Here is an 18,587-nt window from a genome sequence, read left to right on the forward strand (position 1 = left end):
CCTGGACCGACCGTCAGTTGCCCAGGTCCGCGATCTGGTCGTACCCGCCGATCTCACGGGGGTCACGCGTCCCCGGACCGATGTACGTGGCCGACGGGCGAACCAGCCGGCCCGTGCGCTTCTGCTCCAGGATGTGCGCCGACCAGCCCGCCGTACGGGCACAGGTGAACATCGACGTGAACATGTGCGCCGGAACCTCCGCGAAGTCCAGCACGATCGCCGCCCAGAACTCCACGTTCGTCGCCAGCACCCGGTCCGGGCGCCGCGAGTGCAGCTCCTCCAGCGCGGCCTTCTCCAGTGCCTCGGCGACCTCGAAGCGCGGCGCGGCCAGCTCCCTCGCCGTACGCCGCAGGACGCGCGCCCGCGGGTCCTCCGCCCGGTAGACCCGGTGGCCGAAGCCCATCAGCCGCTCACCCTTGTCCAGGGCCTGCTTCACGTACGCCGACGCGTCGCCGGTCCGCTCGATCTCCTCGATCATGCCGAGGACCCGGGACGGGGCACCGCCGTGCAGCGGACCCGACATCGCGCCCACCGCGCCGGACAGCGCCGCCGCCACGTCGGCGCCGGTGGAGGCGATGACGCGGGCGGTGAAGGTGGAGGCGTTCATGCCGTGCTCGGCGGCCGAGGTCCAGTAGGCGTCGACGGCCTTGACGTGCTTGGGGTCCGGCTCGCCGCGCCAGCGGATCATGAAGCGCTCGACGACGGACTGCGCCTTGTCGATCTCGCTCTGCGGGACCATCGCGTGCCCCTGGCCGCGCGCCGACTGGGCGACGTACGACAGGGCCATCACCGCGGCCCGCGCCAGATCGTCGCGCGCGGTCTGCTCGTCGATGTCCAGCAGCGGTTTGAGGCCCCACACGGGTGCGAGCATCGCCAGCGCGGACTGCACGTCCACCCGGATGTCACCGGAGTGGACGGGGATCGGGAACGGCTCGGCGGGCGGAAGACCGGGGTTGAACGCCCCGTCGACCAGCAGGCCCCAGACATTGCCGAAGGAGACATGCCCGACGAGGTCCTCGATGTCGACTCCGCGGTAGCGGAGCGAGCCGCCTTCCTTGTCCGGTTCGGCGATCTCCGTTTCGAACGCGACGACTCCCTCGAGTCCGGGTACGAAAGCGGACATGGGGCGGCTCCCTCAGTTCGGCGGCTGGTTCGGCGGCTGGCTCAGCGGCTGGTTACGGGACTTCGGCGGTACGAAGGCCACAGACCCTGCCCCAAGATATTGGCGGGTTCCCACGACGCGGGGAAGCGTGACATCCGGCACAGGGCCCCATTTCCCCGGTGGACGGTTACGGCACCTCCCCGCCGGGCACACTCGGCCCTGCGGCAGGATGGCCCCGTGCCCACCCCAGACTCCTCACCCTCCTCCGCTCGCAACCCTCGTCACGATTGCACCACCGATCCGGCCGTGATGCGCGAGCACTACCGTTCCGAGGACTTCACCGAGAAGGACCTCGCCGCCGACCCGATGGACCAGTTCGCCCACTGGTTCAGCCAGGTCGCAGCGGGCGGTGTGCTCCACGAGCCGAACGCGATGGTGGTCTCCACGGCCTCGCCCGAGGGCCGCCCGTCCTCCCGCACCGTGCTGCTCAAGCACTACGACGACCGGGGCTTCGTCTTCTTCACCAACTACGACTCCCGCAAGGGCCGTGAACTGGCCGCCAACCCGTATGTCTCGCTGCTCTTCCCCTGGCACCCGATGGCCCGCCAGGTCGTCGTCACCGGCAGTGCGGCCCGCGTGAGCCGCGAGGAGACGGTCACCTACTTCCGCACCCGCCCGCACGGCTCCCAGCTGGGCGCCTGGGCGAGCGAGCAGTCGACGGTGATCGGCTCACGCCAGGAGCTCGTCGAACGCTACGAGGAGCTGGCCGCCCGCTACCCGGAGGGCGAGAAGGTCCCGGCGCCCCCGCACTGGGGCGGCTTCCGCGTCGTACCGGACACGATCGAGTTCTGGCAGGGCCACGCGAACCGGCTCCACGACCGCCTGCGCTACGTGCGCTCCGCCGAGGACCCGGCGGCCTGGCGCGTGGAACGCCTCTGCCCGTAGGACGCTGTAAACGCAGGAACCCGCAGGCTCTGGTCCCTCCTTGCGGAGGAGCCGGCCGGACTTACCGGCGAGCCTGCGGGTCGGTGACTGCTTGGTTTTCGGCAGACAGCCTGCCGAGGTGCACAGTGTGCGACGACGGGCTGTCAGCCCGCAGCCACCTCACGAATCCGATAAGACTGCACTTTTCGGATCACCTCCTTTCAACGTGTACCCACACCGTAGGAACGTCTCCGGCTCCGCACAACCGAATTAACAGAGCTTCTCAACTTCCCGATTTCCGGGAAGTTCCGGGAAGAGGGTGTGCCCTGGGTCACGTTCGAGTTGAATGGAGTCACGTGCTACAGGGGGTACGGGATGAGCGCTTCCAGCAGCAGCGGGACCACGGACGCCCTCGGGGCCGACGGCACCCCGGAGCCGGAACCGGAGCCCGGGTCGGAGCTGCTCGCGGCCCTGCTCGACGGCATGGACGCCGCGCTCTGCGCCTTCGACGCGGACGGCACGATCACCCACTGGAACCGCGAGGCCGAACGCATCCTCGGCTGGACCGCCGACGAGGCGGTGGGGCGCAGCGGCTTCGCCGGCTGGGCGGTGCGCAGCGCGGACGCGGGGGACGTGCAGGAGCGGCTGATGGCCGCCATGGGCGCCCCGGGCCGGCAGGTCCACGAGTTCGCGCTGCTGCGCAAGGACGGTGGGCGGGTTCTCGTACGTACACAGTCCGCCGGGGTGCGGGGCGCCGACGGGAAGCCCGCCGGGGTGTACTGCGCGTTCAGTGAGGTGCACGCGCAGATCGATCTGGAGCGGGCGATCGCGCTCAGCGAGGCGCTGTTCGAGGACGCGTCGTGGGGCGTGGTCCTCGTCGACGTCGACCTGCGCCCGACCGTCGTCAACGCCCATGCGGCCCGCGCCCTCGGCGGAGGCCGTACGGCGCTGCTGGGCCGCCCGCTGGGTGAGCTGATCGTGCAGGGCGTGGAGGACCTGGAGGGTTCGCTGCACCACGTTCTGGCCGAGGGGCCGCCGCCCGCGCCCGCCGAGCTGTGGGTGACGCTGCGGACGGCCGAGGGCGACCGGCGGCGCTGCTGGCGCAGTGGCTTCCTGCGCCTCGCCTCACCGCTCGCGGAGGAACCCGTTCCGCTGGGCGTCGGCTGGCTGTTCCAGGACATCACGGCGGCGAAACTGGCCGAGCAGGAGGCGGACCGGCTGCGGTTCCGGTCGAACCAGCTGCACAGGGCCGCGGGCTCGGCGGCCGAGTGCGAGGACCCCATGGAGGCGGCGACCGCCACGCTGGACTACGCCCTGGCCGGATTCGCCGACCACGTGGTGGTGGACCTGCTGCCGGCGGACGCGGACGACCCCCGCCCGGTACGCGCGCTCGCGACGCCCGCCGAAGGCCCGGGCCCCTGCCTGCCGGTCTCCGGCGGCTCGGTCCCTGTGCGGTACGCGACGGGGCACCCGGCCCTTCAGTCGTTGGACCGCACGGGTTCGGTACGGGCGAGCGCGGGAGCCGGCACGAGCGCGGCGGCCGAGGCGTGGGCGGTGGAACGCCAGTGGCCCAGGGACTCCGTCCACGCGCTGTGCGCGGTGCTCCGCAGCCGGGGCCGGACGCTGGGCGTGGTCACTTTCCTGCGCGCGTCGAACCGCACCGCTTTCGAGCGTACGGACGCGACGTACGCGGAGACGGTGGCCGCGAGGGTGGCGTCGGCGGTGGACCTGGCCCGGCTGTCGGCCGAGGGTCCTTCGGGCGGCTGAGGGGCCCTGCCCGGCACCCGCCCCGGCAGCGGTCAGTGGCGGTAGAAGATCCGGTCCGCGTACTCCGTCATCACACGCCCGTTCCACTCGTGCCCGCCGTCGACGTTCCCCGACCGAAGCAGCGGCGGCTCGATCCCGCGCGCCACCAGGCCCTCCGCCGCAGCCGCCATCATCGCCTGCATCACCGCGCTGGTGACCACCGTCGAAGCGGGCGCGAAAGGCGCCTCGACGCCCACCGCCGTCAGCTCCGCGTCGCCGATCGGGATCTTGCTGTCGAGGACGATGTCGCAGTGGTCGCGCAGGAATCCGCCCGAAGCGTGCCGGGACCTGGTCCCCTCCGCGTACGCCACCGACGTGACCCCGATGACCGTCAGCCCGAGCGCGCGCGCGTTCTGGGCCATCTCCACCGGCAGTGCGTTGCGCCCGGAGAGCGAGATGATCACGAGGAGGTCGCCCGAGCGCGCGGGGCTGGAGTCCAGCACCGCTCCGGCCAGCCCGTCCACCCGCTCCAGCGCGGAGCCCAGCGTGGCCGGCATGACATCGACACCCAGCGCGCCGGGCACGGCGAGCAGGTTCATCAGGGCGAGCCCGCCCGCCCGGTACACGACGTCCTGTGCGGGAAGCGAGGAGTGCCCGGCGCCGAATGCGAAGAGCCGGCCGCCCGCGGCGACCGTGTCGGCGATCGCGGCGCCGGCGGCGGCGATGTTCTCGGACTCCTCGTCGCGTACGCGCTCCAGCAGGCCGATCGCTGCGTCGAAGAACTGTCCGGCCAGCTTGCTCTCGCTCATCGAGGAGGGCCCTTTCAGCGGGAGGGAATGTCCGTGCCGCCGATCACGTTGCGGTCTGGACCAGTGGACTGTCAATACCGCGCGGGGCCGCGCGCCGCACGCTCTTCGGTCGGCGCGGCACGGTTGTCAGCGGTATGCGTCAGAATTGGTGCAGGGCCATCGCACGACGACTTCATGTCACAGCATCGAGGGGCACGTATGTCCGGACTGATCGACACCACGGAGATGTATCTCCGCACCATCCTCGAGCTCGAAGAGGAAGGCGTGGTCCCCATGCGCGCCCGGATCGCGGAACGGCTGGACCAGAGCGGTCCGACGGTCAGCCAGACCGTGGCGCGCATGGAGCGCGACGGACTGGTCCAGGTCGCGGGCGACCGCCACCTGGAGCTGACCGACGAGGGGCGCCGCCTCGCGACCCGCGTCATGCGCAAGCACCGGCTCGCCGAGTGTCTGCTCGTCGACGTGATCGGCCTGGAGTGGGAGCAGGTCCACGCGGAGGCGTGCCGCTGGGAGCACGTGATGAGCGAGGCCGTGGAGCGCAGGGTGCTGGAGCTGCTGCGGCACCCCACGGAGTCTCCGTACGGGAATCCGATCCCGGGCCTGGAGGAGCTGGGCGAGAAGGCCGAGGCCGATCCGTTCCTCGACGAGAACATGGTGAGCCTGGCGGAGCTCGACCCGGGCACCGACGGGAAGACCGTGGTGGTGCGCCGGATCGGTGAGCCGATCCAGACCGACGCCCAGCTGATGTACACGCTGCGGCGCGCGGGCGTGCAGCCCGGCTCGGTGGTCAGCGTGACGGCGTCGCCCGGCGGCGTGCTGGTCGGTTCGAGCGGTGAGGCGGCCGAGCTGGACGCCGAGGTCGCCTCGCACGTCTTCGTCGCGAAGCGCTGACCAGGCAGGGTAAGCAGCTGGAGCTGATCAGGCGGTAAGCGGGGCGCCGAGCGCGCCCCGAAGCGGTGGCGTGGCGGTGCGGTGACGGTTCTCCGGAGGTTCGGTGACCGGACCGTAACGCCCGCTTTCTGTTTTCCGTCCGGAATTGCAGCGCCCGGACGAATCGCGTGCCAGGCTGTGGCCAGGCATATGACCTGAGAGTGTCGGCCGGATCGGATCCGGGCCGCGCGGTCGGGGAGGGAGCAGGGAATGCGCCCGTCGTACTGGCATGTGCACCGGAAGGTGGCTGCCGAAGCCGTCGTGCGCGGCGTCGGAAGGATTCGCTCCGGAACAGGGGCGGGCCCCGGCGCTCAATGGCGCCGGGGCCCGTCCTCCCCTTCGCTGACCTGGAGCCCCGAGCTCTCGAGGTCAGCCCCGACGGACCGTTTTCCCCGAGCGGCCCGCCCCCCGGAGCAAATCTCCCCAAGGCGGACGAAGCCAATCCTTGAGGGCCGTCACTCGAACGAGGGGTGTTGTGTGCCGGAACCCTGTTTTCGAATAAGAGTTCGATAGCCTGGTGTGACGCGACCACGCGGTGATCGGGAACCAGAAGGGGGTGCCAGGGCTATGGTGCGGCGCATCGATGTGACCGGATACGACGGGGTACGTCTCGCGGCGTGGGAGTTCGCCGATCCGCCCAAGGAAAGCGCGGAGGCGGCGAGAGCGCCCGGGATCTTAATGCTCCACGGGCTGATGGGCAGGGCCGCGCACTGGGCCTCCACGGCCCGCTGGCTCGCCGAGCGCCACCGCGCGTTCGGGCTCGATCAGCGCGGGCACGGCCGCAGCGAGAAGCCGGCCGAAGGCCCGTACACCCGCGAGGCTTATGTCGCGGACGCCGAGGCCACGATCGAGCAGCTCGGTCTCGCCCCGGTCACCCTCATCGGACACTCGATGGGCGCCCTCACCGCCTGGCAGCTCGCCGCGAAGCGCCCCGATCTCGTCCGGGCCCTGGTCATCTGCGACATGCGGGCCTCCGCGCTCGGCGCCGCCTCCCAGCGGGAGTGGCAGGACTGGTTCAACGCCTGGCCCGTGCCCTTCGCGACACTCTCCGACGTACGCAAGTGGTTCGGCGAGGACGACCCCTGGGTGGAGCGGCCCAACCCCGCCCGCGGCGAGTTCTTCGCCGAGGTGATGGCGGAGCGGGCCGACGGCTGGCGCCCCGTCTTCTCCCGCCGACAGATGCTGGAGTCCCGGGCGACCTGGGTCTTCGACGCGCACTGGGAGGAGCTGGCCCAGGTCAGGTGCCCCGCCCTGGTCCTGCGCGGCATCGAGGGCGAACTGGGCAGGGCGGAGGCCCAGGAAATGGTCCGCGTCCTGCCGCGCGGGCAGTACGCGGAGGTCGCGGACGCCGGCCATCTCGTCCACTACGACCGCCCGGAGGACTGGCGGGCCGCCGTGGAACCTTTCCTGGAGCAGCTCGCCGAGGACTCCCGCGAAGACCGCGAACCCGTCTCGCCGTAACCCCCGCCGCCGCAGGCGGCCCCCGCCGAACTCCCCTCCGCCGAACCCCTCCGCCGAACCCCTCCGCCGAGGCCCCGAGCCTCCTGGCCCGCCGACCGGTCAGCCCTTGCTGACCGCGGCCAGGATCTCCGGGAGCCGGCGTGCCGTGCGGGGCGCGGCCAGCCGCACCCCGGCCCAGGCGACGAACGCCCCGTACACCGTGCCGACCGGCAGCAGCAGCCACAACCAGCCCCGCGGACCGGCCACATGCAGGGTGATCGTCAGGGCGATCACCGGTGCGCAGAGCACCGCCGACGACACCATCCCGCCGAGAATCGACATCCAGGCGAGCCCGGCCTGCCCGGGAGCCACGTTCTTGAACGCGCCGTCCTGAGGGATCGAGTACGGGTACATCGCGGACGCCAGCGCACCGGTCGCCAGCATCGCGCCCAGCAGGGCGAAGGACAGCCCCATCGCCTCGGGCAGCGCGCCCCAGTCGCCGAGCACCGCAGCCGTCAGCGCCGTCACCAGGACCGTGTACGGCAGCGTGATCAGCAGCAACGCCATGGCCCGCGCCCGGAGTTCGGCATAGGCGTCCCGGGTCGACGAGATCGTCAGGGACACCATCCAGAAGGCGGAGGTGTCCTGGCCGAACTGGTTGTACATCTGGATGCCGAGCATCCAGGACGCGAAGCACGCGAAGTAGACGGATCCGGTGCCCTGCACGGCGTTGAGCAGCGGCACGATCAGGCCGACGGCCAGCGCGGTCACCCAGGCGGCCTTTGTCTTCGGGTCCCGTGCGATGTACCGCAGGCTGCGTTCCATCACCGTCCCCGTGCGCCCCTCCGGCAGCAGCGCGAAGAGTCCCGAGCGGCCCGTCCCCGACTTCGTCCGGGTCGGCTCGGCCGCCGCGAGCGTGGAGCCGTCGGGCGCCGTCATCAGCTTCGTCAGGCTCCGCTGCCACAGCCACACCAGCGCGCCCACCGACAGCACGGAGATCAGGAGTTGCAGGGCGGCCCGTCCGTACGCGCCCTCCGACACGGAGTGCACCGCGCCGATCGCGGAGGCGGGCGGCAGCCAGCCCACGACGTCCGCGGCCGGTTCCAGCGAGGAGAGCCCACCGGCCTGGTTGAGCCGCTGTATCCCGAAGTTGACGAACTGGATGCCCACCGCGATCACCAGACCGCTGAGGACCGCCAGGTCGCGGCCCTTGCGGGAGGTCAGCAGCCGGACATTGGCCGTGGCCACGGACCGCGCCAGCGCCACACAGACGAGGAGCGTCAGCGGGACGGCGATCACCCCGGTCGCCACGGCCGCCGCCCCGTGCGCCACGGCGAGGACCGAGCCGAGGGCCAGGCAGAGCGTGAACAGCGGCCCGATGCCGACCAGCGACGCCACCAGCAGCGCGCCGATCAGCGGACGGGGCCGCAGCGGCAGCATCACCAGACGGCTCGGGTCGAGCGTCTCGTCGCCGCTCGGGAAGAACAGCGGCAGCACGGCCCAGCCGAGCGCCAGCACCCCGGTCAGCAGCACCACCAGTGCGTCCGCGTGCGCGTTGCCGCGCAGGGCGACCAGCCCGATCACCTGGCCGACGGCCAGCAGCATCGAGAACACGATGGAGGTGATGTACGCGGCCTTGCGGCCGGACGACTGGCGCAGCCCGTTGCGCAGCAGCGTCAGTTTGAGCCGTACGAAGACGGAGACGATCCCCTCGCTCCGGCCGGCCGGAACGGTGGTCCCCACAGGGGCGTCGAGCACGGTCATCGGGCGCCGCCCAGCCAGTCCAGGGAGTCTCCGGTGTCGCGGCCGCCCGCGCCGACCAGTTCGAGGAAGGCGTTCTGCAGGGAGGGCGCGTCGCCCCGTACCTCGGCGAGTGTGCCCTGGGCACGGATCCGGCCCGCCACCATGACGGCCACCCAGTCGCACAGCGACTCGACGAGCTCCATCACATGGCTGGAGAAGACGACGGTCGCGCCGGACCGGGTGTACCGCTCCAGAACCCCGCGGATCGTCTGCGCGGACACCGGGTCGACGCCCTCGAACGGCTCGTCGAGGAAGAGCACTTCCGGGTTGTGCAGCAGCGCGGCGGCGAGCCCGATCTTCTTCCGCATACCGGTCGAATAGTCCACGACGAGCTTGTGCTGCGCGCCCGCCAGGTCCAGTACGTCGAGCAGCTGGGTGGCCCGGCTGTCGACCTCGGCCCCCGGCAGCCCGCGCAGTCTCCCGGTGTACGCGAGGAGTTCGCGCCCCGAAAGCCTCTCGAAGAGGCGAAGCCCCTCCGGGAGCACCCCGATCCGTGACTTCACCTCGACCGGGTCCAGCCACACGTCGTGTCCGCCGACCTCGATCTTCCCCATGTCGGGCCGGAGCAGTCCCGTCACCATCGAGAGCGTGGTGGTCTTCCCCGCCCCGTTGGGACCCACGAGTCCGATGAACTTGCCCGCGGGCAGCTCCAGATCGATCCCCGCGACGGCGATCTGTTCCCCGAACCGCTTCCACAGTCCGGAGACGCGGACGGCGGGCGGCGCCGTCCGCGCACCGCCCGCCTCAACTGCTGCGTCTTCCTGGACCGTTCCGTCTGTCTCGAATGCTTCTGCCTGGTCAGGCATGGCACTGCCTTTCGATATCCCCGATTGTGGGGACCACCCTACGAAAGGCGCGCCTTGGCGTCGGCCGCCTCGCGCGCACAGGCGTAGGCGAGCGGGCTGATCAGCTCCTCCGCGTCCGGCAGCCACCGGTTGGCGGGAGTGGGGCGCCTGGCCCACTGCACCGCGCCCCGCCCGCCGACCCGGGTCGGCGGACCGGCCACGTAATGACCGTCGCCGCGGCTCACGAGATCGATGGCGTCGGCGTTCCAGCCGAGGTTCCGTACGAGGTCGGCCGCCTTCGCGGCGGCGCCCGGCAGCACGAAGAACAGCATGCGGCGGTCGGGGGTGCAGGTGACGGGACCGAGCGTCAGGGACATGCGCTCCATCCGGGCCAGTGCCAGGAAGCCGGCGGTCTCCGGGACGTCGATCGCGTCGAAGGTCCGCCCGGTCGGCAGGAGGATCGAGGACGTCGGCTGTTTGGACCACATCCGGCGGGCAGCGGCCGAGCTGCCTGTCGCCTGGCCCGCCCAGTCCGGCCGGGTGGGGTGGGCTCCGGCCGAGACGCAGCCGGTGTCGCCGCACGAGCAGCGTTCGACCCCCTCGACGGCTTCGAGCCAGGTGCCCGGGAACACGTCCCAGTGCCGCTCTTCCGCATAACGCACCGCGGCGTCGAGCAGCTGCTCACCTCGCTGTTGGGGGACCTGGGCGGTTTCCGTGACTCCGATGGGCTCTTCCACGAACAACACAACTCCCGCCGCCACCTGGGGTTACGGGCGTGGCGAACACGGTCACGGTGCATCGATCCTGCATATGGGGCGCATCGAGGCATGGGCGGGGGCGCGCGTGCGGCCACGCATCGATGTGCGGGTAGCCACATACAGGACTGTGCGATGACCCGTGCCGAGAAACCGTGACGGCTCGTACCGAATACCGATGAATATGCGCATTTCTTGTATATCCGCCGGGCAGTGATCCATTCACCGACACCGATCACTGCGGTCTCAGGGGGAAACATGGCAGCCAGACCTCTCGTCGCCCGCCAGCCGAACGAACGGCTCCAGACACTCATTCAGGAAGCCGCCTGCTCCAACGCGGGCCTCGCCCGCCGCGTCAACATGGTCGGAGCCGAGCGCGGCCTCGATCTCCGCTACGACAAGACGTCCGTCGCCCGGTGGCTGCGCGGGCAGCAACCACGCGGCAGAGCACCGGGAATCATCGCCGAGGCGCTCGGCCGCAAGCTCGGCCGTACGGTCACGATCGACGAGATCGGCATGGCCAACGGCAAGAACCTCGCCTCGGGCGTCGGCCTCCAGTTCGCACCGACCGTGCTCGGCGCGATCGAGCAGGTCTGCGAGTTGTGGCGCAGCGACGTGGGGCGGCGCGACCTGCTCGCCGGATCGGCGGTCGCCGCCTCCGCCCTGGTCGAACCCAGCCGCGACTGGCTGATCACGGGCGCCGACCCACAGGTGGCACGCGCCGCCGGCGCCCGCGTCGGCATGCCCGACGTGGAGGCGGTACGGGCGATGACGGCCGCGCTCGTCGACCTGGACCACAGGTTCGGCAGCGGACATGTGCGGCCGGTCCTGGTGCACTACCTCAACAGCGTGGTGTCCGGGCTGCTTTCGGGGGCGTACCGCGAATCGGTCGGCCGGGAGCTGTTCGGGGCGGTGGCGCGGCTCACCGAGCTCGCCGGGTACATGGCGGTCGACACCGGTCAGCCGGGGCTCGCCCAGCGGTACTACATCCAGGCGCTGCGGCTGTCCCAGGCCGCGGGCGACCGGGCGTACGGCGGCTATGTGCTGGCCGCCTCGATGAGCCATCTCGCCGCACAGCTCGGCAACCCGAGAGAGATCGCGCAGCTCGCGCGGGCCGCGCAGGAGGGGGCCCGGGGGCGGGTGACGCCGCGGGCCGAGGCGATGTTCCACGCGGCGGAGGCGCGCGGGCACGCCCTGCTGGGCGACGCCCGTACCTGCCAGGCGGTGGCGGGCCGCGCGCTGACGGCGCTGGAGCACGCGGAGGCGGACAGCGGGGACGACCCACCGTGGATCGCCCACTTCGACGCGGGCTATCTCGCGGACGAGCTGGCGCACTGCCACCGCGATCTGGGACAGGGCGAGGCTGCTGCGCGCCGGGCGAAGGAGGCCCTGAACGCGCTGCCGGAGACCAAGGCCAGGCGCAGAGGCATCGGCCTTGTGCTGCTGGCGAGCGCGCAGGTGCAGATGAGAGAGGTGGAGCAGGCGTGCCACACGGGGAACCGGGCGGTGGAGCTGCTGGCCACGGTGCGGTCCAGCCGGGGCGCGGAGTATCTCGATGACCTCCAGCAGCGGCTCGTGCCGTACGGGGACGAGCCCGCGGTCCGTGAATTCGGCGCCCGCCTGGAGCTCCAGGCGGCCTGAGGGGCGCCGCTCCCATGTGAAGGGGTGGTGAGCGGCATCACGCGCTTGGCGGAGTGCGGCAACCACCCGATAGCGTGAGCCGACGATTCCGTAGGTTTACACGTAGGAGTCCCGGTGACGCAGAGCGGACAGGGCGACGACCAGCAGTCCCCTGCTGTACGGCCCGCGCACGAAGGTGTCGTGCTGCCCGCGGAGGGTGGTACCCCCTGGACCGTGGGTCCGCCCGCGCCAGGGCCGGCCGACCAGGCCGTACCCGCGGGAGGGCAGCCGTGGGGTTCGCCCTGGGGGCCCCAGGACAGCCGGCCGCAGCTCCCGGACGCCCCGGCGCCCCCGCCGCAGCTGCCGCCGGCCGGCCAGGACGGGCACCTGCCGCCCGCGCAGCCGTACGCGGGCGGGCCCGGGCCGTACGGGAACGGGCCGTCGCAGCCGCAGCCCCAGCCGGGGGAGTACCCCTCGCAGTCGGGGCCGTACCAGCAGCAGGGCCAGTACCAGCAGCCGGGACCGTACGAGCCGCAGCAGGGCGACGGCCGGTACCAGGCCCAGCAGCAGCCCGGCGCCGGCTACCAGCCGCAGCAGCAGCCCGGCGGTGGCTACCAGGCCCAGCACCAGCCCCAGCACCAGCCCCAGTCCCACCCCCAGCAGCAGCCCCAGCCGTTCGCGCAGCCGCTGCCGCCGGAGGCGGTGCCTGGCCTCGCGCACGGCGGTGGCAGCGGCGGGGACGCGGATGCCACGCAGTTCATCGCGCCCGTGCCCGGCGGTTCCGGTCCCGGAGGGCTGCCGCCCGAGCGCCCGGCCGAGTCCACCCAGTTCCTGGGGCAGGCGGCGCCGGGCGGTGATGCCGACGCGACCCAGTTCATACCCCCGGTGCCCGGTGGCGCCCCCTACGGGATCAGGCCCGGTACGCCGGGTGAGCGCCCGCCGCCCGCCGAGTTCGACAACCTGTTCCGCAGCGAGTCGCCCGCGGGCGCGACGCAGCAGATGCCCCGCTTCGATCCCTCGCAGCAGCACCAGCAGCCGGGCCAGCAGCCGGGCCAGTACCAGCAGCCGCCGCAGCACCAGCAGCCCATGCCCCCGCACGGGCCGCAGGGCTACCAGGGGCCTCCGGAGCAGGACCACGGACCGCAGCGCAAGAGACCGACGCACGTCACCCTGATCGCGGCGGTCGTCGTCGGCTGTGCCGTCATCGGACTCGGCGCGGGCGCCCTGATGAGCGGCGGCGACGAGAAGCCGGACGACAAGCAGCCGGTGGCCTCCCAGAGTTCACCCGCCACGCAGCCCAGTGCCGAGCCGGCGGCCGACCCCGCCGAGCCGCAGGCGCAGGCGCTCGACAAGCTGCTCGCCGACAGCAACAACAGCAGGGCCGCCGTGATCAGCGCGGTCGAGAAGATCAAGTCGTGCCAGGCCCTGGACCAGGCCAACAGCGACCTGAAGGGAGCGGCTCAGCAGCGCCGTGACCTGGTGACCCGGCTCAAGGACCTCTCGATCGACAAGCTGCCGCAGCACGCCGAGCTGTCGGCCTCGCTCACGAGGGCCTGGCAGGCGTCCGCTTCGGCCGACGACCACTACGCCGCCTGGGCCGTGCAGGCCAAGAACAACAAGAAGATCTGCAAGGGCGGCACCGCGAAGGGGACCAACGAGACGGTTCAGGCCACTGTGCGGAGCGGCGAGGCCACCACGGCCAAGCGGCAGGCGTCCGGACTGTGGAACTCCATCGCGACGAAGTACGGGCTGACGAAGCGCACCCCGCAGGAGCTCTGACGCCGCAGGAGCTCTGACGCTCCGGCGTTCCTGCGCGAACGGCCCGGCCCCGGATGTCCGGAGCCGGGCCGTTCGCACGGGTACCCGCGTCGGTCAGCTGATGCTGCGGGCGTCCGACAGGGTCTCCGAGACGTCCACGAAGCCCTTCCGCTCGGCGACGAGGCGACCGTTGCGTACCACCTGGAACGTCACCTGGCCGTTGACGATGCGCGGGTACGCCGTGGTGCCGAGCATGTCCTTGTAGCGCCAGCGCAGCACCGGAGTGAGCCCGCCGGTGTCCACCTTGGTGCCCCGGTTGAGACTGGCCGCGACCTTTCCGGCCGTGATCCGCGGCTCGTCGATCTCCTCGATGATCGCCTTCAGCACCGTGTACGCGATCCAGGTGGTCTGCACACCGGTGTCCTCGGGGTCGACCCGGTTGTCGGCGAACGCGTACGTGCGGATCACCCGGCGCATCTCGGCCCAGCGGGAGTCGCCCGGTTCCGGGTACCAGCCGGTGACGTACGCACCCTCGAACGGGCTGTTCCGCCCGCCCGTGCGGTCGATGAGCGGCTGGCCGACGCTGCCGAGCACGGACGAGACACGTACCCGGCTGCCTTCCGGTTCGAGCCGGCGGAAGGAGTCGAAGAACGTTTCCGTGCGGTCGCCGAGCACCGCCGTCACACAGCCGTCGCCCGTCTTCTCCAGTGCCGTGGCGGCCTGGGAGTCGTACGAAGTGGCATCCTCCGGCGCCAGGATGTCGACGGACTTGGGCTTGCGGGACTCGGCGAGGCTGGTGTCCAGGAGCGGGGGCATGCCGTCGCCGCCGATCGAGTCGGGCCGTACGAGGGAGACCCGCTCGCACCCTGCCGCCAGCTGCTTGCCGTTGCCCGCCAGGAGCGCCGACTGGCCGCCGTTGACCGGGTAGGAGTTGTAGCTCGTGAACTCCTCGGTGGAGGCCCCGTAGCCGCCGATGTACGGGATTCCGGCGGCCTCCAGAGGGGCCATGAACGCCTGTCCGTGCCGGCTGTACGAGCCGACCACGGCCGCCGCGTCCTGCTTGACCGCCTCCCGGGCGCACTTGCCCGCGCCGAGCAGGGTGTCGCCCTCGTCGCAGGTGATCACGCGCAGTTCGTGCCCGTCGATGCCGCCCTGCTCGTTGACCCAGCGGGCGTACGTCGTCGCCATGGCCGAGACGCCCGCCATCTTCTCCGCGGAGCCGTCGGAGGAGCGTTCGGGCGCCCAGGTCATCACGGTCACGGGCTCCGGGGAGCCCCCCGAGATCCCCGGGATCACTCCACAGCCGGTGGTGAGCAGGGCCCCGGCCGTGGCCGTGACAGTGAGGAGTCGGAAGGGGCGGAGTGGGGTGAGGCGTCGCCGTCCGGTCATGGGCATGAACATTTCCGGGTCCGGGGTAACGCCGCTGTGTGCTTCGGGCAACGCTCGGTGACGTCCAGGTGAATTACGGGGGGCCGTACGCACACGACGAAAGGGAACGTACGATCGACCACCGTGCAGCAAGGTTCGGAGAACACTTCCCGTCGCGGCCGTCGCTCCTCCACCATGGGCGGCATGCCGCTCAATGACATGCCATGGTGGCGCTGGCGCACCAATGTGCGCTCGGCGCTGCACATGCTCTCCGACCCCGTCTTCCACCAAGAGTGCTGGCTGGCCGGCCGGGAAGGGTACGGGGACGTCACCGACGCCGTGTACCGCCTGGTCGAGGACACCTGGCTCGACAACTGGTCCGCCGAGAAGTACGTCGGCACGATCTTCCGCGACTCCGGCGAGGCCGCCCTCGTGGACGTCGCCGCGCTCCGGGTGCTGCGGATCATGCACCAGGTCGGCGCCGACGCCCCCGTATCCGCCTATCTGGAGCACCACGGCTGGCCGGAGGCCGTACGCGCGGCCCGCGAAGCCCATGTGATGCTCGCCACGAACGACGGCGAGGACCCGGACACTCCGCCGCGCTCGCTGGACGTGCTCCGCATCATGACCAGATCGGCCTGAGAGCGGGCGGGTGTGGCACCCTACGGGCATGACCGCGCCGCAGCCTGCCGATTCCGCCCTCGCCACTGCCTCGGACGCCGAGTCCGAGCAGTACGTCCTCACGCTCTCCAGCCCTGACAAAAAGGGCATCGTGCACGCCGTGTCGAGCTATCTCTTCATGACCGGCTGCAATATCGAGGACAGCCAGCAGTTCGGGGACCACGACACCGGTCTGTTCTTCATGCGCGTCCACTTCACCGCTGACGCCCCGGTGACCCAGGAGAAGCTGCGGGCCAGCTTCGCCGCGATCGGCGACTCGTTCCGGATGGACTGGCAGATCCACCGCTCCTCGGAACGGATGCGGATCGTCCTCATGGTCAGCAAATTCGGGCACTGCCTCAACGACCTGCTGTTCCGTTCCAGCAGCGGTGCGCTGCCGGTCGAGATCGCGGCCGTCGTCTCCAACCACGAGGACTTCGCCGAGCTCGTCGCCTCGTACGGCGTGCCCTTCCGGTACATCCCGGTGACCAGGGAGACCAAGGCGGACGCGGAGGCGCAGCTGCTGGAGCTGGTCCGTGCGGAGGGCGTCGAGCTGGTCGTCCTGGCCCGCTACATGCAGGTGCTCTCCGACGATCTCTGCAAGCAGCTCAGCGGCCGGATCATCAACATCCATCACTCGTTCCTGCCGAGCTTCAAGGGCGCGAAACCGTACCACCAGGCGCATGCGCGCGGTGTGAAGCTGATCGGCGCGACCGCGCACTACGTGACGGCCGACCTCGACGAGGGGCCGATCATCGAGCAGGAGGTCGAGCGGGTCGGTCACGGCGTCACGCCGGATCAACTGGTCGCCGTGGGCCGCGATGTGGAGTGCCAGGCGCTGGCGCGCGCGGTGAAGTGGCACGCGGAACGCCGCATTCTGCTGAACGGCCGCCGCACGGTGGTCTTCGCGTAACGAGGGTCTTACAGGCGGCTCAGCGCAGCCGCGGCGAAGAGCACGTCGCGGATCGCCTCACGGTCCCCCTCCTGGCCCGCCGCCGCTTCCACCGGTGAGATGTGGCCCGCGACGAGCTGGCAGAACTCCACGCCGTCGAGTGCCACCTGCGCGACCGTGTGGTCGGGGGAACCGACCGCGGCCGGGGAGTCCAGCGCGATGTACCAGTCGCCGCCGCCCAGACCCTCGACCTCCAGGTGGAGCGAGCGGCCCGGGGCGCCGGCCGTGACGAGATGGCGGGCCGGTCCCGCCAGACCCGCGCGGCGGCGCTCGGCGAGAGCGGCCGGCAGCATCCGGGCGGCCAGGTCGATCATCCGGTGCAGATGCGCCGGGGACGGGGCCTCATACGGATAGTCCACGGCCGCCGCGATGTCGCCGCCGTGCACCCAGCACTCGAAGGCCCGGTCGAGCATGGAGTCCTGGAGCGGGAGGGCGAAGTCCCCGTACGAGACGGAGAGCTCCGCGACGCCGCGGCCGGCGAAGGACACGGTCCGGATCAGCGTGTGGCTCTGCTCGCGCCAGGGCTCGCGGACGGACCGGGTCAGCGGCCGGTAAGCGGCTGCCCAATATGTTTCGGTCCGCTCCGCGGGCGGCTGGGGCCGGTCACCGCTGCCGAGCGGGTCGTCGAGCCCGAGGGCCGTGGAGACGAGGCCGTCGACGGTCATCAGATGCCCGATGACCCCGGCGACCGTCGTCTTGCGGTTGACGGGCCGCTCGCCCTCGAACCAGCGCAGCCGGACCGGCGCGTGCCACTCCGAATCGCCGATGTCGCCCAGGAGGGCGTCGAGCCGGGCGGTCTCCGCGTCGTACGGAGCGGCCCAGACCGGCACCGGGATCTTGGCCGGGCGGCGGCCCAGGCAGCCTTCGATGACCCGGGAGCGGAGCAGCGGGTCGAGGTCCAGGCTGCGGTCCGTGTGCAGGAGTCCCACCGCGTCGCGCAGCCGCAGGGCCTCGTCGGCGCAGGGGGCGCACCCGGTGAGGTGCTCCTCGACGGCCTCGGTCTCCTCGGCGGAACAGGCGGTCAGGGCCCAGGCGCCCAGCAGGGCCTTGAGGACCTTGTGGGAGAGGACCGGGGCGGGTGGTGGTGCCACGGGGTATTCCGGTTCCGGTGTCCGAGCTGGTGTGCGCTCTTCGGGCTGGGATTCGGGGCGGGAAGTGGGTGCGGCGGGCGGCTCGGCCGGGGAGGCCACGGCCGGTGAGGGTACGGATTCGAGGTCGAAGTCGTCCGCGGCGGCCCGGGGGCCGGGAATGCGCCGGGCGCCGCGCACCTCCTCGTTCCGCTCGTCGTCCTCGCGGCCGCCGTCGTGGCCGTCGCCTTCGTGGCCGCTCACAGGGACCGCCCGTATCCGGGTGGCGACGACCCTTCCAGCGGGCGGGCGTTCGCGGTGGAGAGCAGCTGGAGGCCGAGCCGCAGCCGCCGCCTGGCCTCGTCCTCGGTGACTCCGAGGTCGGCGGCGGTCTGGCGGTAGTCCCGGCGCTGGATGTACGCGAGCTCCAGGGCGGCACGCAGGGGCGCGGGCATGGACGCCACGATGTAGTCGGCGCGGGCCGCCGCGGTCGCCCTGCGGACCCGCTCCTCCAGGTCCTCCGGACCCGGCGCCCCGTCCTCGAGGTCCTCGGCGGTCCCGTCGTAAGGGGAGGGCTTCGCGGCACGCAGGCGCTGGACGGACTGGCGGTGGGTGAGCCGGGCCACCCAGGACCTCATGGAGCCCTGCTTCGGGTCGTACGCGTCCGGGTTCTCCCAGACGTAGCCGAAGACCTCGCGCGTCACCAGATCCGCGGCGTCCTCGTCGTCCAGCATCCGGTGGGCCTGGCTGTGTACGAGTGAGGCGAAGCGGTCGTAGAGCTCGCCGAGCGCCGCCGCCTCGCCACGTGCGAGCCGCTGCTGCATCCTGCGGTCCCAGCGGGGTGGTGCGTCCTTTGCCATGAGTCCCC

Annotated in this window: 16 protein-coding genes; 8 read left to right on the top strand and 8 right to left on the bottom strand. The window is 71.6% G+C overall.

From position 1 onward, the window contains the following. Window positions 1-13: 13 nt before the first annotated feature. Window positions 14-1,123 carry a citrate synthase 2 gene (locus ACWGO0_RS19275; protein ID WP_453535956.1) on the bottom strand — a complete coding sequence of 370 codons (1,110 nt, stop codon included), beginning with the start codon at window positions 1,121-1,123 and terminating at the stop codon, window positions 14-16. Window positions 1,124-1,411: 288 nt separating this feature from the next. Between ACWGO0_RS19275 and pdxH the strand changes: the two genes are divergently transcribed. Then, window positions 1,412-2,047 (top strand): pyridoxamine 5'-phosphate oxidase, encoded by a 636-nt coding sequence (gene pdxH, locus ACWGO0_RS19280; protein ID WP_453536066.1) that lies wholly within the window; start codon window positions 1,412-1,414, stop codon window positions 2,045-2,047. A gap of 354 nt (window positions 2,048-2,401) precedes the next feature. Continuing rightward, window positions 2,402-3,793 (top strand): PAS domain S-box protein, encoded by a 1,392-nt coding sequence (locus tag ACWGO0_RS19285; protein ID WP_453535959.1) that lies wholly within the window; start codon window positions 2,402-2,404, stop codon window positions 3,791-3,793. Between the two features lie 32 nt (window positions 3,794-3,825). Here the strand turns inward: ACWGO0_RS19285 and ACWGO0_RS19290 are convergent, their stop codons facing one another. Beyond that, a complete protein-coding gene (locus tag ACWGO0_RS19290) occupies window positions 3,826-4,581 on the bottom strand; it encodes an SIS domain-containing protein (RefSeq protein ID WP_453535962.1) in 756 nt (251 codons plus the stop codon). A 198-nt stretch (window positions 4,582-4,779) separates the two neighbouring features. On the opposite strand from ACWGO0_RS19290, the gene ACWGO0_RS19295 reads away from it, so the two are divergent. Both ACWGO0_RS19295 and ACWGO0_RS19300 read left to right on the top strand, forming a co-directional pair. Continuing rightward, on the top strand, window positions 4,780-5,472 hold the full coding sequence (locus ACWGO0_RS19295; protein WP_453535965.1) for a metal-dependent transcriptional regulator: 693 nt from the start codon (window positions 4,780-4,782) through the stop codon (window positions 5,470-5,472). Between the two features lie 606 nt (window positions 5,473-6,078). Then, a complete protein-coding gene (locus ACWGO0_RS19300) occupies window positions 6,079-6,972 on the top strand; it encodes an alpha/beta fold hydrolase (RefSeq protein WP_453535968.1) in 894 nt (297 codons plus the stop codon). Between the two features lie 99 nt (window positions 6,973-7,071). Here ACWGO0_RS19300 and ACWGO0_RS19305 read toward each other — a convergent pair whose 3' ends face one another. From ACWGO0_RS19305 to ACWGO0_RS19315, 3 genes are read right to left on the bottom strand one after another with little or no spacing between them, the layout of a single operon-like run. Then, the gene (locus ACWGO0_RS19305; protein ID WP_453535970.1) at window positions 7,072-8,715 is read right to left on the bottom strand and encodes a transporter; all 1,644 of its coding nucleotides are present in this window, start codon (window positions 8,713-8,715) and stop codon (window positions 7,072-7,074) included. Next, a complete protein-coding gene (locus tag ACWGO0_RS19310) occupies window positions 8,712-9,560 on the bottom strand; it encodes an ABC transporter ATP-binding protein (RefSeq protein ID WP_453535973.1) in 849 nt (282 codons plus the stop codon). The genes ACWGO0_RS19305 and ACWGO0_RS19310 overlap by 4 nt, the downstream gene beginning before the upstream one ends. 38 nt (window positions 9,561-9,598) lie before the next feature. Further along, complete coding sequence (locus tag ACWGO0_RS19315) at window positions 9,599-10,285, bottom strand: bifunctional DNA primase/polymerase (protein ID WP_453535976.1); 687 nt, start codon at window positions 10,283-10,285, stop codon at window positions 9,599-9,601. 267 nt (window positions 10,286-10,552) lie between these two features. On the opposite strand from ACWGO0_RS19315, the gene ACWGO0_RS19320 reads away from it, so the two are divergent. Together ACWGO0_RS19320 and ACWGO0_RS19325 are read left to right on the top strand one after the other, a co-directional pair. Beyond that, window positions 10,553-11,935, top strand: coding sequence for a transcriptional regulator (locus ACWGO0_RS19320; RefSeq protein WP_453535978.1), 1,383 nt, complete (start codon window positions 10,553-10,555; stop codon window positions 11,933-11,935). Between the two features lie 114 nt (window positions 11,936-12,049). Continuing rightward, window positions 12,050-13,693 (top strand): hypothetical protein, encoded by a 1,644-nt coding sequence (locus ACWGO0_RS19325; protein WP_453535981.1) that lies wholly within the window; start codon window positions 12,050-12,052, stop codon window positions 13,691-13,693. Between the two features lie 93 nt (window positions 13,694-13,786). On the opposite strand, the gene ACWGO0_RS19330 is transcribed toward ACWGO0_RS19325, so the two are convergent. Next, window positions 13,787-15,061, bottom strand: a complete 1,275-nt coding sequence (locus tag ACWGO0_RS19330) for an ABC transporter substrate-binding protein (RefSeq protein ID WP_453535984.1) — start codon at window positions 15,059-15,061, stop codon at window positions 13,787-13,789. A 174-nt stretch (window positions 15,062-15,235) separates the two neighbouring features. Here ACWGO0_RS19330 and ACWGO0_RS19335 point away from each other — a divergent pair, with 174 nt between their 5' ends. Both ACWGO0_RS19335 and purU read left to right on the top strand, forming a co-directional pair. Continuing rightward, entirely contained in the window at window positions 15,236-15,682 is a 447-nt protein-coding gene (locus tag ACWGO0_RS19335; protein ID WP_453536068.1) for an SCO4402 family protein, read from the top strand. Window positions 15,683-15,710: 28 nt separating this feature from the next. Next, on the top strand, window positions 15,711-16,613 hold the full coding sequence (purU, locus tag ACWGO0_RS19340; protein ID WP_453535987.1) for a formyltetrahydrofolate deformylase: 903 nt from the start codon (window positions 15,711-15,713) through the stop codon (window positions 16,611-16,613). Window positions 16,614-16,621: 8 nt separating this feature from the next. Here purU and ACWGO0_RS19345 read toward each other — a convergent pair whose 3' ends face one another. Together ACWGO0_RS19345 and ACWGO0_RS19350 are read right to left on the bottom strand one after the other, a co-directional pair. Next, window positions 16,622-17,983 (bottom strand): zf-HC2 domain-containing protein, encoded by a 1,362-nt coding sequence (locus ACWGO0_RS19345; protein ID WP_453535990.1) that lies wholly within the window; start codon window positions 17,981-17,983, stop codon window positions 16,622-16,624. Next, window positions 17,980-18,579 carry an RNA polymerase sigma factor gene (locus tag ACWGO0_RS19350; protein WP_453535993.1) on the bottom strand — a complete coding sequence of 200 codons (600 nt, stop codon included), beginning with the start codon at window positions 18,577-18,579 and terminating at the stop codon, window positions 17,980-17,982. The genes ACWGO0_RS19345 and ACWGO0_RS19350 overlap by 4 nt, the downstream gene beginning before the upstream one ends. Window positions 18,580-18,587: the final 8 nt, after the last annotated feature.

It is taken from the genome of Streptomyces sp. NPDC055749 (assembly GCF_053617235.1).

Bases quoted from the DNA above. Each gene is read 5' to 3' on its own strand.
- ACWGO0_RS19275 (WP_453535956.1), bottom strand. From the start codon at position 1,123: ATGTCCGCTTTCGTACCCGGACTCGAGGGAGTCGTCGCGTTCGAAACG.
- pdxH (WP_453536066.1), top strand. From the start codon at position 1,412: ATGCGCGAGCACTACCGTTCCGAGGACTTCACCGAGAAGGACCTCGCC.
- ACWGO0_RS19285 (WP_453535959.1), top strand. From the start codon at position 2,402: ATGAGCGCTTCCAGCAGCAGCGGGACCACGGACGCCCTCGGGGCCGAC.
- ACWGO0_RS19290 (WP_453535962.1), bottom strand. From the start codon at position 4,581: ATGAGCGAGAGCAAGCTGGCCGGACAGTTCTTCGACGCAGCGATCGGC.
- ACWGO0_RS19295 (WP_453535965.1), top strand. From the start codon at position 4,780: ATGTCCGGACTGATCGACACCACGGAGATGTATCTCCGCACCATCCTC.
- ACWGO0_RS19300 (WP_453535968.1), top strand. From the start codon at position 6,079: ATGGTGCGGCGCATCGATGTGACCGGATACGACGGGGTACGTCTCGCG.
- ACWGO0_RS19305 (WP_453535970.1), bottom strand. From the start codon at position 8,715: ATGACCGTGCTCGACGCCCCTGTGGGGACCACCGTTCCGGCCGGCCGG.
- ACWGO0_RS19310 (WP_453535973.1), bottom strand. From the start codon at position 9,560: ATGCCTGACCAGGCAGAAGCATTCGAGACAGACGGAACGGTCCAGGAA.
- ACWGO0_RS19320 (WP_453535978.1), top strand. From the start codon at position 10,553: ATGGCAGCCAGACCTCTCGTCGCCCGCCAGCCGAACGAACGGCTCCAG.
- ACWGO0_RS19330 (WP_453535984.1), bottom strand. From the start codon at position 15,061: ATGACCGGACGGCGACGCCTCACCCCACTCCGCCCCTTCCGACTCCTC.
- ACWGO0_RS19335 (WP_453536068.1), top strand. From the start codon at position 15,236: ATGGGCGGCATGCCGCTCAATGACATGCCATGGTGGCGCTGGCGCACC.
- purU (WP_453535987.1), top strand. From the start codon at position 15,711: ATGACCGCGCCGCAGCCTGCCGATTCCGCCCTCGCCACTGCCTCGGAC.
- ACWGO0_RS19350 (WP_453535993.1), bottom strand. From the start codon at position 18,579: ATGGCAAAGGACGCACCACCCCGCTGGGACCGCAGGATGCAGCAGCGG.